Annotated in this window: 9 protein-coding genes; 7 read left to right on the top strand and 2 right to left on the bottom strand. The window is 72.5% G+C overall.

Annotated elements, in window-relative coordinates; all coding sequences use genetic code 11:
- The first annotated feature begins 145 nt into the window (after nt 1-145).
- The 4 genes from ACFWE2_RS13380 (at nt 146) to ACFWE2_RS13365 (ending at nt 9,190) form a co-directional block, all read left to right on the top strand.
- Complete coding sequence (locus ACFWE2_RS13380) at nt 146-3,571, top strand: S8 family serine peptidase (RefSeq protein WP_377224715.1); 3,426 nt, start codon at nt 146-148, stop codon at nt 3,569-3,571.
- Nucleotides 3,572-3,755: 184 nt separating this feature from the next.
- The gene (locus ACFWE2_RS13375; protein ID WP_377224714.1) at nt 3,756-7,187 is read left to right on the top strand and encodes a S8 family serine peptidase; all 3,432 of its coding nucleotides are present in this window, start codon (nt 3,756-3,758) and stop codon (nt 7,185-7,187) included.
- Between the two features lie 391 nt (nt 7,188-7,578).
- Nucleotides 7,579-8,583 (top strand): isopenicillin N synthase family dioxygenase, encoded by a 1,005-nt coding sequence (locus tag ACFWE2_RS13370; protein WP_377224713.1) that lies wholly within the window; start codon nt 7,579-7,581, stop codon nt 8,581-8,583.
- Nucleotides 8,584-8,770: 187 nt separating this feature from the next.
- Complete coding sequence (locus tag ACFWE2_RS13365; RefSeq protein WP_377224712.1) at nt 8,771-9,190, top strand: rhodanese-like domain-containing protein; 420 nt, start codon at nt 8,771-8,773, stop codon at nt 9,188-9,190.
- A 13-nt stretch (nt 9,191-9,203) separates the two neighbouring features.
- On the opposite strand, the gene ACFWE2_RS13360 is transcribed toward ACFWE2_RS13365, so the two are convergent.
- Both ACFWE2_RS13360 and ACFWE2_RS13355 read right to left on the bottom strand, forming a co-directional pair.
- Entirely contained in the window at nt 9,204-9,905 is a 702-nt protein-coding gene (locus ACFWE2_RS13360) for a response regulator (RefSeq protein ID WP_377224711.1), read from the bottom strand.
- Nucleotides 9,902-11,239, bottom strand: a complete 1,338-nt coding sequence (locus ACFWE2_RS13355; RefSeq protein ID WP_377224710.1) for an ATP-binding protein — start codon at nt 11,237-11,239, stop codon at nt 9,902-9,904. The genes ACFWE2_RS13360 and ACFWE2_RS13355 overlap by 4 nt, the downstream gene beginning before the upstream one ends.
- Nucleotides 11,240-11,447: 208 nt before the next feature.
- On the opposite strand from ACFWE2_RS13355, the gene ACFWE2_RS13350 reads away from it, so the two are divergent.
- The 3 genes from ACFWE2_RS13350 to ACFWE2_RS13340 are packed head-to-tail and all read left to right on the top strand — an operon-like array spanning nt 11,448 to nt 14,549.
- Complete coding sequence (locus ACFWE2_RS13350) at nt 11,448-12,452, top strand: Bug family tripartite tricarboxylate transporter substrate binding protein (protein ID WP_377224709.1); 1,005 nt, start codon at nt 11,448-11,450, stop codon at nt 12,450-12,452.
- Nucleotides 12,449-13,054 (top strand): tripartite tricarboxylate transporter TctB family protein, encoded by a 606-nt coding sequence (locus ACFWE2_RS13345; RefSeq protein WP_377224708.1) that lies wholly within the window; start codon nt 12,449-12,451, stop codon nt 13,052-13,054. Before ACFWE2_RS13350 ends, ACFWE2_RS13345 begins: the two co-directional genes overlap by 4 nt.
- The gene (locus ACFWE2_RS13340; protein ID WP_377224707.1) at nt 13,047-14,549 is read left to right on the top strand and encodes a tripartite tricarboxylate transporter permease; all 1,503 of its coding nucleotides are present in this window, start codon (nt 13,047-13,049) and stop codon (nt 14,547-14,549) included. Before ACFWE2_RS13345 ends, ACFWE2_RS13340 begins: the two co-directional genes overlap by 8 nt.
- Nucleotides 14,550-14,555 lie beyond the last annotated feature (6 nt).

Raw genomic sequence — 14,555 nt, 5'->3', positions numbered from 1 at the left:
CCCTCAGGTCACCTGAGTGACCTGAGGGTCTGACACGTCCGCGAGCTTCTGACAGGTGGGCGGCCCCAACCGCCTGACCTGTTCGTTCGTCTGCCCTCCTGCGGTGGCACTCATGCCACCGGCTTCCTCATGAAGGAGACAGCAGATGCGCGTCAGAGCAGGTGCGGCAGCGGTGCTCGCCGCGGTCCTGGTGGGCGGGGGAACGGTGGCCGCGGCCGCTGGACCCGGCGATCCGCCCGCCGCCACGACGTCCGGCACGGCATTCTCGACGCCGGGTGCGGCGTCCGGTGCCCCATTGACCCCGACCTCGACAGTCACGCTGATCACGGGCGACCGGGTCACGCTCACGCAGACGGACGGCCACGTCCGGATCCTCGGGATCGAGCCCGGCGAAGGGCGCGACGAGGTCGGCTTCCTCCAGCAGATCGAGAACGACCGCCTGTACGTCATCCCGACGGACGTCGCCGACCTGGTCCCTGACCGCCTCGACCGGGCCCTGTTCGACGTCGCGGGCCTCGCCGACGCCGGGTACACCGAATCTCGCAGGAGCGCCGTCCCCGTCATCGTGCAGGCGACCGCCGCCTCCGGCGGGACGGCGAGGAAGAGCGCGCGAGCGGCGGCAGCCGAGCCGGACTGGGCGAGCCTGGGGATCGAGCCGGAGCGCGAGCTGGAGTCCGTCGGCGCGGTCGCCACGGATCTGGACGCCGACGCGGCGACCGACCTGCTGACGGCCCTCAAGGACCAGCCGGTCAACGGCCGGACGGCGAACGCCCGGACGGCAGCCGCCGCGCCGTCCGACCTCAAGGTCTGGCTCGACGCCCCGGTCGAGGCGCTCGACGCGGACTCGTCGCCGCAGATCGGCGCGCCCGCGGCCTGGGAGGCGGGCTACACGGGTGCGGGCGTCACCGTCGCGGTGCTCGACACCGGCGTGGACACCACCCACCCCGACCTCGACGACGTGATGATCGGGTCGCGGGACTTCACCGGCGCGGGGACCACCGCGGACGGTCGCGGGCATGGCACGCACGTCGCCTCCATCGCCCTCGGCTCGGGCGACGCGTCCGGCGGCGTGAACCGCGGCATGGCCCCGGGCGCGGACCTGCTGGTCGGCAAGGTCCTGGACGACCGCGGCTCCGGCAGGACGTCCTGGATCATCGAAGGGATGGAGTGGGCGGCGGCCGAGGGCGCCGACGTCGTCAACCTGAGCCTCGGTCAGCCCGGGTTCTACAGCGACGGGACGGATCCGTCGTCCCTGGCGGTGGACGCGCTGAGCGCCGAGTACGGCGCGCTGTTCGTCATCGCCGCGGGCAACGAGGGGGAGCACGGCAGCGGGACGGTGTCCGCCCCCGGGTCTGCCGACGCCGCGCTGACCGTGGGTGCGGTGGACGACGGCGACGAGGTCACCTGGTTCTCCAGCCGGGGACCGCGCGGCGGGGACAACGCCCTCAAGCCCGACGTGGCCGCCCCTGGCGACGCCATCGTCGCGGCCCGTGCGGCCGGGACGACGATGGGCCCCGTCGTCGACGACCTTCATGTCTCGGCCTCGGGCACGTCCATGGCGACCCCGCACGTCGCGGGCGCCGCGGCAGTGCTCAAGCAGGCGCGGCCGGAGCTCACGGGTCAGGAGCTCAAGTCGATCCTCATGGGTTCCGCCCAGGACACCCCCGGGACGGTGTGGGACGAGGGCGCCGGCCGGATCTATCTGCCGACTGCCCTGGAACAGCGGGTCGAGGCATCGCCGTCGTCGCTCTCCTTCAACACCTTCGAGTTCCCGCAGGCGGGGTCGGAGACGCAGACCCTCACGTACGAGAACCCGACGGACGCGGAGATCACGCTTGACCTCGCGGTCGACGCGACCGGCCCGGGCGGCGAACCGCTGCCGGCCGGTGCGACCTCGCTCTCGGCGGTGTCGGTGACCGTACCCGCGCAGGGCACCGCCACCGTCGACGTCACGGTGGACCGCACCACCGGCGAGTTCGGAGCCTTCTCCGGCGCCGTCGTCGCGACCACTGACGGCGGCGGCGAGATCCGCACGCCCCTCGGCTGGTTCAAGGAGTCCGAGGTCTACGACCTGACGATCCAGGCCGTCGGCCGGGACGGCGAGCCGTACGGCGGCGACACTCGCCACGCCCAGGCGGGCGTGCTGAACGTCGACGACGGCTCGGCCTTCGGCAAGGTCGTCCGGCTCCACGGCGGCACGCAGACCGTGCGCGTTCCCGCCGGGGCCTACTCGATAGCCGGCGACCTGTGGGCAGAGGACGCCGCGGAAGCGATCACCGAGTTCACGGCGGCCGTCGAACCCGAGGTCGAGGTGACCGGCGACACCACCGTGGTCCTCGACGCGCGCCAGGCAGAGCCGGTCACCGTCACCACGGAGCGGCCCGCGGACCGCCAGCGGACCACTCTCGGCGTCTTCCGGACGGACGCGCCCGACGAGTATCTCTACCTGGCCAACACCAGGCTCCCCGGCGCCGCCGACGTGTACGCGACACCGACCGAGGAGGTCACCGAGGGCACCCTGGCCTTCAGCGCCGGGTTCGCCCTGGCGGCGCCGACCACCGGCGGGCAGGCCCCTGAGTACACGTACGACCTGCTGTTCGTCCAGGACTCCGTCGAGCAGCTCGCGTTCGAGGCGACGTCCCAGAACACGGCGGCGGTCGAGGTCGGCCACGCCGATCTCGGCCCTGGCGCGAACGTGGATGCCGTGTGGTTCGGCGAGGCCCCCAACAGGTGGTGGATCCAGACGAACGGGTACAACCGTCCGGTCGAGCCGGGCAGCGTCCACACCGCCTACCTCAGCCCGGACGTGGAATGGGGTCGCAACAGCAGGCTTGCGCCGGACGACGGATCGGAGCCGGCGTACTTCTACGGTGAGCGCCGCAGGTTCGCACCAGGCGAGGAAGGGGCTGAGACCCTCGGCACCGCGGTGCTCAACACCAGGCTCCGCGAGGACGGTCTGTTCCAGACCCAGGGTGACTGGCTCGCACTTGTCCTCCCCGGGTGGACCGATGGCGAGGGACACGCGTCCTCGGGCGAGGACATGTCCGAGCACCTGCGGGTGTGGCAGGACGGCACCCAGGTGATCGACGTCGACGACCGCCGCGCCGACGTCCCCGTCCCGGCCGAGGGAGCCGACTACCGCGTCGTCCTCGACGCCGAACGGGCCGCCCCCTGGTGGAACCGGTCCACGCGAGTGAGCACGGAGTGGGCCTTCCACGCCGAGCCGGCTGGTTCCGGCGCGTCGGTCGAGCTGCCCGTGCTCGACGTCGCCTACGACGTCGCGGGCACGGACCTGGCCAACAAGGCACCGAGGCGGACCACCGCAACGGTGACCGTCAGCCACCAGGCAGGCAGCACGGGCGGCGCGGTCACCGGCGCCCGCCTCTCGTGGTCGCCCGACGACGGCGCCACCTGGCGCAAGGCCGCGCTGCGCCGGACGGGTGCGGGCGTCTACACCGCCGACCTCCGGGTGCCGAAGGGCACGGAGCACGTCTCGCTCCGCGTCGAGGCGAAGGACAAGGCGGGCACCACCATCGAGCAGACGGTGATCCGGGCCTACGGGATCCGCTGACACCGGGCCCCGCTGCGGGCGTGCCGCACGGCCTCGACGTCGTGCGGCACGCGCGTGGTGCCCCCCTCCTGGCGCCCTGAGCAGGCACGACGCCGAATCCTTCGCCCAACCTTCTGCACGGCTCGCGCGTCACCCCCCGTGAGGCGGCACTCATGCCGCCGGCTTCTCACGAAGGGGACAGCAGATGCGTGCCAGAACAGGCGCGGTAGCGGCGGCGTTCGCCGTGGCGGTCGCGATGGGGGCGGGGGTACCGGCGTGGACGCTCGGCGCCGCCGCGGCGGGAACGGACGGCGACAGCGCCGCCGTCGGGCCGGCGGCGCTGACGGGGCCGGGGACCACGACCACCGCGTCCGTCACCCTGATCACCGGCGACCGGGTAACGCTCACCCGGCATCCCGACGGGCGCAGCTCGGCGGCCGTCACGCCAGGTGCGGGACGCGAGGGCATGACGTTCCAGCGGATCACGGAGGGCGACCGGCTCTACGTGATCCCCGAGGACGTCGCGGACCTCGTGCCCGGCCGGATGGACCGCGCGCTGTTCAACGTCTCGGGCCTGGTAGCGGCCGGGTACGACGACGCACACCGGGACACCGTCCCGGTCATCGTGCAGGACGCCGCCGTGGCGCAGGAAGCGGTCGCGGCGCGGGAGGCGTCCCTGCGGGGCGACCAGCAGTCGTCGGGTGAGCGCACGGCACGGGACCGGCCGCAGCCCGAATGGGCGGCGCTCGGCCTGGAACCCGAGCGGACGCTCGAGTCGGCAGGGGCGATCTCGGCGGACCTCGACCGCGCGGCGGCGGCGGACCTGCTCGCAGGGCTGCGGCGCGACGCGTCGGGGTCGGCGGCCCGCTCGGCCACGCCCGAGGTCAAGGTGTGGCTGGACGCACCCGTCCAGGCGCTCGACGAGGACTCGATGCCCCAGATCGGCGCCCCCGCGGCCTGGGAAGCGGGCTACACCGGTGAGGGCGTGACCGTGGCGGTGCTCGACTCGGGCCTCGACCGGACCCACCCGGACCTGGACGACGTGGTGGTCGGGTCCAAGGACTTCACCGGCTCGGGGAACACCGACGACCTCTACGGTCATGGCACGCACGTCGCCTCGATCGCGCTGGGCTCCGGCGACGCGTCGGACGGCACCAACCGTGGCGTCGCGCCGGGGGCCGACCTGCTCGTCGGCAAGGTGCTCGACGAGTTCGGCGGCGGCGAGATGTCGACGGTCGTCGACGGCATGGAGTGGGCCGCCGGCCAGGGCGCCGACGTCGTGAACATGAGCCTCGGCGAGTTCGAGAACTACACGGACGGCACCGACCCGACCTCCGTGGCCCTCGACACGCTGAGTGCCCGGTACGGGACCCTCTTTGTCGTCGCGGCGGGCAACGACGGCGGGTACGGGACGGTGTCGACCCCGGGGGCCGCGAGCTCGGCACTGACCGTGGGCGCCGTGGACGACGCCGACGACGTCGCCCCCTTCTCCAGCCGGGGCCCGCGAGCGGTCGACCAGGCGATCAAGCCGGACGTCACCGCGCCGGGAGTCGAGATCGTCGCGGCCCGCGCCGTAGGCACCAAGCCGGAGTCGGGGACGGGCGAGTACGTGGCCTGGAGCGGCACCTCGATGGCCGCACCGCATGTCGCGGGCGCGGCGGCGGTCCTCAAGCAAGCCCGGCCCGACCTGTCGGCGCAGCAGCTCAAGGCCGTGCTCATGGGCTCGGCCCAGCACACGAGCGGAAGCGTGTTCGACGAGGGCGCCGGCCGCATCTACCTGCCCGCCGCACTGGAGCTGCCGGTCATCGCGTCTCCCGCCTCGCTGTCGTTCGGCGCGCTGGAGTTCCCGCAGCAGGGCAGGGTGACGCGGACGCTCACCTACGAGAACGGCACAGACGCGGCGGTCACGCTCGACCTCGCGGTCACGGCGACCCGCCAGGACGGCAAGCCTCTGCCGGCCCGGGCCGTGCGGCTCAGCGCGACGACGCTGACCGTCCCGCCGCAGGGCACGGCTACCGTCGACGTCCGGGTGGACACGACGGTCGGCGCCGTCGAGCGCCGCTACTCGGGCGCCGTCACCGCCACGGGACCGGACGGCCAGGAGATCCGCACCCCGCTCGGCTACTACAAGGAGCCCGACCTGGCCGACCTCGACATCGACACGGTCGGGCGCGACGGGAAGCCGCACGCCGGCGCGTCCTCGGTCCGGATCGTGAACGTCGACGACCCCGCCCTGTTCAGCAAGCACCTGGAGATCGGCGCAGAGGGCGTGGACCTGCGGGTCCCGCCGGGCACCTACTCGGTGACGGGCTTCCTGTGGACGACGAACGAGGAGTCCGTGGTGTCCGAGGCGACCGCCGTGGTGCACCCCGAGCTCGAGGTGGCCGACGACACGGCCCTGGTCCTCGACGCGCGGACGGCGCGTGAGCTGACGGCGACCACCCAGCGGCCCGCCGAGCGCACCTGGCTAGCGCTGGACGACACCCGGACCGCGGCCGACGGCGAACCCTACGGCTTCGGGATAGTGGTCACCGGCGGAGCGAAGGTCTACGCGACGCCCACCACCGCTGCGGTCACCACCGGCACGTACGACCTGCAGGCCCACTTCGTCCTGACGGGACCTGCCGGTTCGGGTCGTGCGCCGTCGTACACCTACGACCTCCTCTACGCGCAGGAGGTGGTGGACAGGTTCAAGTTCCGGGCGACGGAGCGGAACACCGCTGCGATCACTACCGGTTACGCGGCGCTCGGCGCGGACCACCGGAACGCGAGCGCACGCGTCGGCTTCGCGGCCGGTCACGTCTGGGGCTCGGCGGTGTCCAGCCCCGTCACGACCCCCGGTCGGCGCACGGAGTACGTGAGCGCGAACGGCGTCGCGTGGGGCCACGAGGTGTACGCGGGCGCGGAGGAGCCCGACCAGGGCTACTTCAAGGCCGAGCCCCGTGAGTACGCACCAGGTGAGAAGGCGCGGACGACCGTCGGCGGCGCGGTGCTGAGCACCCGGCTCGACGAGGGGTCGGTCACCACCGCCGGGCGCACCCTCGACCTCGGCCTCGTCCCCTGGAGCGACGCGGGCAGGCATCCGTTCGAGTCGTTCGGCGGGGACAGCACGCGGCTCCGCGTCTGGCAGGACGGCACGGCCGTCGCCGACAACACGTACCCGTCCGCAGAGGTGCGCATCCCCGCAGGGGGTGCCGACTACCGTGTGGTGCTCGGCGCGGCGCAGGAAGCGTCCTGGTGGGGCAGGTCCACGCAGGTGCGCACGGAGTGGGACCTCCACGCCGAGCCGGGCGGCTCCGCGGCCAAGCCCGTAGACCTGCCGGCCCTCGATGTCGCTTATGCGGTCAAGGGCATGGACCTGAGGAACGAGGCACCGCGTCGGACCACCGCCACGGTGACCGTCGGCCATCAGGCGGGTAGCACGGGTAGCGAGGTCACCGGTGCGAGCCTGTGGTGGTCGGCCGACGACGGCGCCACCTGGCACAAGGCCACGCTGCGCCGGACCGCCGCCGGCGTCTACACCGCGGGCCTCGACGTGCCGGCCGGCACCGAGCACGTATCGCTGCGCGTCAGCGCGAAGGACAAGTCGGGCGGCACCGTCCAGCAGACGGTGATCCGGGCGTACGGCATCCGCTGACGCCGCCCCGGGTGTCAGACCCACAGGTCACTCCGGTGACCTGTGGGCCTGACAGCTCGCAGCGCGCCGGGTCGTCCGGTTCCTGCGCGAGGCCATGACGGACCGACGCGTCACGATCCGTGCCGTCCCCCGGCCGGAGTGCTAATGTGTCTCACATCGTGAGCATCTTTACCTGTTCCTGCTGTCGCCGCTGAGCGGTCGCCGACAAGGCGACCCCCTGGCGCGATTCCTCGCGCCGCCGACAGCAGTCCGCGCTCACACCGCATCCACCCACACGTGCCGGCTCCTGCGTTCGCCCTCCCGGGCGGCCAGGAGGCCGGGGCGGAGCCATCGACGGATGCCTGGACCGCCGCTGTCGGCGCACCCACGCACCCTTCGAAAGGACCCTCCCATGCCCGGCATCCCCGTACTGGACCTCTCGCTGCTCGACGGCGGCCCCGACGACCAGGCGCGCTTCCGCGACGAGCTGCGGCGCGCCACCCACGAGGTCGGCTTCTTCTCCCTGGTCGGACACGGCGTACCGCGGGAGCTCATCGACCGCGCCTACGCGACGGCCGAGGAGTTCTTCGCGCTTCCCGAGGAGCAGAAGCGCGCGATCGAGAACGTCAACAGCCCGCACTTCCGCGGCTGGACCCGCATGGGCGGCGAACGCACCCTCGGTCGCGTCGACCAGCGCGAGCAGATCGACATCGGCGCCGAGCGCCCTGCGGTTCCGGCCGCACCGGGCAAGCCCGACTACTGGGTCCTGGAGGGCCCGAACCTGTGGCCCGAGTCCCTGCCCGCGCTGCGCGAGGTCGCCGAGGAGTGGCTGAGCCGGCTCGACGGGGTCGCCACGCGTCTGCTGCGGGCGTGGGCCGAGGCGCTCGGGGCGCCGTCCGACACGTTCGACGCCGTGTTCGAGCGCCCCTCTCCGGCTCTGAAGATCGCCCGCTACCCGGGGATCGAGGCGGACGCGCCCGCACAGGGCGTCGGCGCGCACAAGGACCTGGGCGTCCTCACGCTCCTCTCCGTCGAGGACGGGAAGGCGGGTCTGCAGGTGGAGAAGGACGGCGAGTGGCTCGACGTCGTCCCGCCCGCCGGTGCGTTCGTCGTGAACATCGGCGAGCTGCTCGAGATCGCGACCGACGGCTACCTGAAGGCGACCCTGCACCGGGTCGTCTCCCCGGCGCCGGGCACGGACCGTATCTCCATCCCGTACTTCCACGGGCCCGCGCTGGACGCGTCCATCCCGACGATCGACCTGCCGCCCGCGCTCGCCGCCGACGCGCCCGGCGTGACCAGGGACCCGGCGAACCCGCTGCACGCGGTGTTCGGCGACAACTGGCTCAAGAGCCGGCTGCGCGCGCACCCGAACGTCGTGGAGGCGCAGCATCCGCACCTGCTGCAGAACGTCTGACGGCCGGCAGGGAGACAGGTACCCCTGGGGCTGTGTTGCCGAGAGTGGACAACGTCTACTCTCGGCAACACAGCCCGGGTGCGTTGGTTCTTCCAGGGGCTCGGAGTAGCGCGGCTTACGGATGCTTCAGAGACTGTGGGGGCGCGCCCTCTTGTCGCCGACGCCCTGGTCTCCGCACACTCTGGCCATGACGATCTCCCAGGACACCTCCGCCGCCGTCGCGCACTTCGCCGGGCGGCTCGCCTTCGAGACCGACGTCAGCGACGTCCACTCCGCGCTGGCCGCGGGCACCTCGTTCACGCTGGTCGACGTCCGGTCTCCGGAGTCCTGGGACCAGGGCCACATCCCCGGTGCCGTGCACCTGCCGGGCGGCAAGGTCCGCCTGCGCGCGGAGCGGTCCATCGACCGGGGAAAGCCCGTTGTCGTGTACTGCTGGGGCCCGGCCTGCAACGGGGCGACCAAGGCCGCGCTCGAGTTCGCGAAGCTCGGCTACGACGTCAAGGAGATGATCGGCGGGTTCGAGTACTGGGTCCGCGAGGGCTTCGCGTACGAGACGGAGAACGGCCCGATCCAGCCGGACGCCGACCCGCTGACCGCCCCGCTCTGACGGTTCACCGAGGTCACGCCGGGCGGTAGCGGTTCTCCGGGCGGCCCGTCGAGCCGTACCGGGGGCTGACCTGCGCGTGTCCCTCAGCGACCAGGTGCTCCAGGTAGCGGCGGGCGCTGACCCGCGACATGCCGACCGACTCGGCGACCTCCGCCGCCGAGGCGTCCGCCGTGCCGTCCTCCGCCCTGGCGCACAGCCGGCCGAGCGCCTCCTGGACCAGGGTGCGGCTCCGCTCGGAGAGCCCCTTGGGCGGCAGGGTGGTCGCGGTCCGCGGCCCGGCCAGGAGCTGGTCCACCTCGTCCTGGTCGAGGGTGGTCTGGGCGCGGCGCACGTCCTCGCGCCGCTGCCACACCTCGTCGAGCCGCTCGCGCAGCGCCGCGGACGTGAACGGCTTGACCAGGTACGCGACGACGCCCCCGGCCATCGCCTGCCGCACACTGTCCAGCTCACGTGCGGCAGTGGTGGCGACGACGTCGACGGGCGGGCCGGGCAGCAGCCGCAGCCGCCGGAGCACGTCGAGCCCGCCGATGTCCGGCAGGTGCAGGTCGAGCAGCACCAGGTCGGGACGCAGGGCGGACGCGAGCTGCAGCGCGTCGGCGCCGTTCCGGGCCTCGCCCACCACCACGAACCGCGGGTGGCTCTCCACGAACCCCCGGTGCACGACGGCGACCGCCGGGTCGTCCTCGACGACCAGGGTCCGTGCCTGGTCGGTCATGATGTCGTCTCCCTGGTTCCCACGGCGGCCGGGGTGCGCTCGACCGACGCCGACGCCGACGCCGACGCCGGCAGCTCGACGGTGATCCGTGCCCCGCCGAGGTCGCCGGTGTCGATGACCACCTCGCCGTCACGCCGGTCCACCACGCGCCGGACCAGCGCCAGGCCGATGCCGCGGCTGTGCTCGCGGTCGCCGTGCACCTTCGTGGAGAACCCCGCCTTGAACACCTGGTGGTGCAGGTTGGCGGGGATCCCGGGGCCGTCGTCGTCCACCCGGAGGCGCAGGAGCTCGCCGTCGACGTGCAGGAGCACGCGGACCCGGCCCTGCGGGCCGGCGGCGTCGACCGCGTTGTCGATGAGGTTCCCGAGCACCACGAGCGCGTCCGTGTGCAGGGACGAGGCCTCCGGCGTGGTGGGCGGGTCGAGCGTCGACGCGTCGTCGACGTCGAGGACCACCCCCCGCTCCCGTGCCGTGATCGTCTTGACCAGGAGCAGCGCCGCGAGCTCGGGGGACCGCACACCCGGCGCCACGGCGGACGCGGTGAGCAGCCCGCCGTAGCCCGACCGCTCGATGAACGCGACCGCCTCCTCGGTGCGGCCGAGCTCCAGCAGCCCGGAGATCACGTGCACGGTGTTGGCGAACTCGTGCGACTGGGAGCGCAGCGCGTCGGTCAGGCCGCGGGTCTCCAGGAGGCCCGCGATGTCCTCCGGCTCGAGCAGGTAGATCCGGCGGCGGACGAGGCGGGTCACCCAGGCCGCGCAGAGCACGCCGACCGCCGCCGCGACGGCGAGCGCCCCGAGCAGCCAGCCGCGGTCGTCGGTCAGGTCGGCGCGCAGCTCGGACTCGAGGATGCCGACGCTGGCCGTGCCGATGACGGGGGCCGGGGCGGCGTCGTCGGCGGCGTGGCCGAACACCGGCACCTTGACGCGCCAGGACGTGCCGAGCGTCCCGGTCTGGGTGCCGGTCCACACGTGCCCGGAGAGTGGTACGGAGGGGTCGGTGGAGACCCGCCGCCCGATCTGCTCGGGGTCGGGGTGGGAGTAGCGGACGCCGTTCTCGTCGGTGACGACGACGTAGGTGACCTCGGAGGCCTCGCGGATCACCTCGGCGATCGGCTGGATCGTTGCGGACGGGTCCTCGTCGTCGTACGCGTCGAGGATGGCGGGCAGGCGCGCGACCGACTGCGCCACCCCGGTCATCCGGTCGACGTAGGCATCACGGAGCTGGCGCTCCTGCAGGGTGGACGCCACAAGACCGGTGGTGCAGACGAGCACGAGCACTATGACGACCTGCAGCATCAGCAGCTGTGCTCGGAGCGTCATCGCTCTTCTCACGGACGCCAGTGTGCACCGGGTGGCGGCAGGTGCGGTAGCCGAGGGTCCGTGAACAAAACGACCACAACCTTCGTTGCGACCACAACCCGGCCCCTCGCGGGGGTGCTCCCTACGCTCACGCCGAGGTGGAGCGAGCACCGGCGACGCTGCCGGACCGGTCCACGATCTCGCGACCTTCACTCAGCCGCATCCACTCAAAGGAGAAGACATGCGCGTCATGCGAACCGGGGCTGCCCCGGTCGGGATAGTTCTGGCCCTGACCCTCGCGGGCTGCTCGGCCCTGGAGGCGGGCGGCGGTGGCGGCGGCGACGCGGCCATCGACGAGCTCAGCATCGTGGTCCCGGCGGGTCCGGGTGGCGGCTGGGACCAGACGGGCCGTGCCATGCAGGCCGACATGCAGGAGGAGGGTCTGGTCGGCAGCGCCACGGTGACCAACGTCGACGGTGCGGGCGGCACGGTGGGCCTGGCGAACATCGCCAACGCAACGGACCCGAACACCCTGCTCGTGATGGGTCTGGTCATGGTCGGGGCCGTCGAGACCAACGAGGCGCAGGCCCGGATCGAGCACACCACCCCGATCGCGCGCCTCACGGAGGAGCAGGAGGTCATCGTGGTCCCGGCGGACTCGCCGTACAAGAGCGTCGACGACCTCGTCGAGGACATCACGGAGAACGGCAAGGACGTGTCGATCACCGGCGGGTCCGCCGGCGGCACGGACCACATCCTCGCGGGGATGCTGCTCCAGGCCGCGGGCATGCCGTCGGAGCACATCCAGAACAAGCTGAACTACATCGCCTACTCGGGCGGCGGCGAGTCGCTGGCCGCGCTGCTCGGCAACAACGTGAGCGCGGGTATCTCGGGCGTCAGCGAGTACGCCGAGCAGGTGGCGGCCGGTGAGCTCCGTGCGCTCGCGGTGTCCGGCGAGGAGCGCGTCGACGCGCTGCCCGACACCCCGACCCTCACCGAGGCCGGGTACGACGTCGTCCTCACCAACTGGCGCGGTGTGGTCGCCCCGGGCAACATCGAGGAGGCCGACAAGGAGGCGCTGACCACGGCGGTCACGGAGCTCGCCGGGTCCGAGGCGTGGAAGGCCACCCTCGAGGAGAAGGGCTGGGACGACGCCTTCCTCGCCGGCGACGAGTTCGACACGTACCTCGAGGGGAACATCGCCGAGATCCAGGTGGTGCTCCAGGACATCGGTCTCATCCAGTGAGGTCCGACGACGCGGCGCCCCTGGCGCCCACAGCACCGGGTGAGCCGACGGCGGAGGCGGGCCCTCCGCCGTCGGACAGGCTCGAGCCGGGGGCCGCGGGGCCGCCGCGCCGTCGGTGGGGCGAGCTCGTCCTGGCCCTTGCCACCACTGCGCTCGGCGTGTACGTGCTGATCGCCGCCGGGAGCATCACCGTGCCCAGCTCGACCAACACGCTGGGGCCGCGGGCCTTCCCCTATCTGGTGGGCGGGATGCTCGCCGTGGTCGGCGTCGTGCTGGTCCTCCTGGTCCTGAGCGGCCGGGGCGGTGAGGAGGAGGGCGGCGAGGACGTCGACCCGACCGTCCGCACCGACTGGCTGACGGTGGTCCTGCTGGTGGTCGCCCTGGTGGTCCACGTGTTCCTGATCAACGTCATCGGCTGGCCGTTCGCCGCGGCGGTCCTGTTCGCGGCTGCCGCGATGATCCTCGGCGCGCGCCCGTGGTGGCGTGCGGCCCTGACCGGGCTCGTGCTTGGCCTGCTAGTCCAACTGATCTTCGGCGGGCTGCTGGGGCTGTCGCTCCCGCCGGGCCCGCTGCTCGAAGGGGTGCCGTTCCTCCATGGATAACTTCTCCGCGTTGCTCGAGGGGTTCGCCACCGTCCTGCACCCGGTCTACCTGCTGTGGGCGCTGTTCGGCGTCTTCATCGGCACGGCGGTCGGCGTGCTGCCGGGCATCGGCCCGGCAATGGCCATCGCGCTGCTCCTCCCGCTGACGTACACCCTGGAGCCGACGGCGGCGATCATCGCCTTCGCCGGCATCTACTACGGCGGCATGTACGGCGGCTCGACGACGTCGATCCTGCTCAACACACCCGGTGAGTCCGCCTCGATAGTCACGGCGATCGAGGGCAACAAGATGGCGCGCGCCGGGCGGGGCGCCGCGGCGCTCGCCACCGCGGCCATCGGTTCGTTCGTCGCGGGCACGATCGCAACGGTCGCGCTTACGTTCCTTGCGCCGGTGATCGCCGACGTGGCGGTCCAGCTCGGCGATCCCGACTACTTCGCCCTCATGGTGGTCGCGTTCATCACCGTGGGCGCCCTGATCGGCTCCTCGGTCCCGCGTGGCCTCGCGTCGCTCGCCCTCGGCCTGTTCCTCGGGCTGGTCGGCACCGACACCCTGACGGGCCAGCAGCGCTTCACGTTCGGCGTGCCCAACCTGGCCGACGGGATCGACGTCGTGGTGGTCGCCGTCGGCCTGTTCGCCGTCGGTGAGGCCCTGTACGTGGGCTCCCGGCTGCGGCACGGACCGATCAAGGTGATCCCGGTCGAGAAGGGCTGGCGCTCCTGGATGAAGCGCGACGACTGGCGCCGTTCCTGGAAGCCGTGGCTGCGTGGCGCGGCCATCGGTTTCCCGGTGGGCACCATCCCGGCAGGCGGGGCCGACGTCGCGACGTTCCTCTCCTACGCGACCGAGAAGCGGCTCGCCGGCAAGGAGCGTCGCAAGCAGTTCGGCAAGGGCGCCATCGAGGGCGTGGCGGGTCCGGAGTCGGCGAACAACGCCGCCTCGGCGGGTGTGCTGGTCCCGCTGCTCACCCTCGGCCTGCCCACGACGGCGACAGCGGCCATCATCGTCGTCGCGTTCCAGTCCTACGGCATCCAGCCCGGCCCGCAGCTCATGCTGAACGAGTCCGGGCTGGTGTGGGCGCTGATCGCGAGCCTGTACATCGGCAACCTCATGCTCGTGGTGCTGAACCTGCCGCTCGTGGGCATGTGGGTGAAGGTGCTGCGCATCCCGCGGCACTACCTCTACGCGGGCATCCTCATGTTCGGCGCGCTCGGCTCCTACGCGCTGAACTTCTCGCCGGTCGACGTGCTGCTCCTGGTGCTCATCGGCGCGGCAGGGTTCTTCATGCGGCGCTACGGGTACCCCGTGGCACCGCTGGTGGTCGGCATGATCCTCGGCCCGATGGCGGAGGACCGGCTGCGCCGTTCCCTCGCGATCAGCCAGGGCGACCTGAGCTACCTGGTCGCCAGCCCGTTCGCCGCCTCGGCGTACGTCGCGATCGTGGTGCTGCTGGCCGTGGGCATCTGGCTAAAGCGCCGGGAACGCACCGAGGCGTAGCCCTCG

This window comes from Promicromonospora sp. NPDC060271 (genome assembly GCF_042726755.1).
Lineage (GTDB): Bacteria > Actinomycetota > Actinomycetes > Actinomycetales > Cellulomonadaceae > Promicromonospora.
Note: the sequence above shows the minus strand (reverse complement) of the source record. Positions and strands in the feature narration are given on the sequence as shown.

What these genes read in the sequence shown, in the direction of transcription:
- ACFWE2_RS13380 (WP_377224715.1), top strand. Translation starts at nt 146, where the DNA reads ATGCGCGTCAGAGCAGGTGCGGCAGCGGTGCTCGCCGCGGTCCTGGTG.
- ACFWE2_RS13375 (WP_377224714.1), top strand. Translation starts at nt 3,756, where the DNA reads ATGCGTGCCAGAACAGGCGCGGTAGCGGCGGCGTTCGCCGTGGCGGTC.
- ACFWE2_RS13350 (WP_377224709.1), top strand. Translation starts at nt 11,448, where the DNA reads ATGCGCGTCATGCGAACCGGGGCTGCCCCGGTCGGGATAGTTCTGGCC.
- ACFWE2_RS13340 (WP_377224707.1), top strand. Translation starts at nt 13,047, where the DNA reads ATGGATAACTTCTCCGCGTTGCTCGAGGGGTTCGCCACCGTCCTGCAC.
- ACFWE2_RS13370 (WP_377224713.1), top strand. Translation starts at nt 7,579, where the DNA reads ATGCCCGGCATCCCCGTACTGGACCTCTCGCTGCTCGACGGCGGCCCC.
- ACFWE2_RS13365 (WP_377224712.1), top strand. Translation starts at nt 8,771, where the DNA reads ATGACGATCTCCCAGGACACCTCCGCCGCCGTCGCGCACTTCGCCGGG.
- ACFWE2_RS13360 (WP_377224711.1), bottom strand. Translation starts at nt 9,905, where the DNA reads ATGACCGACCAGGCACGGACCCTGGTCGTCGAGGACGACCCGGCGGTC.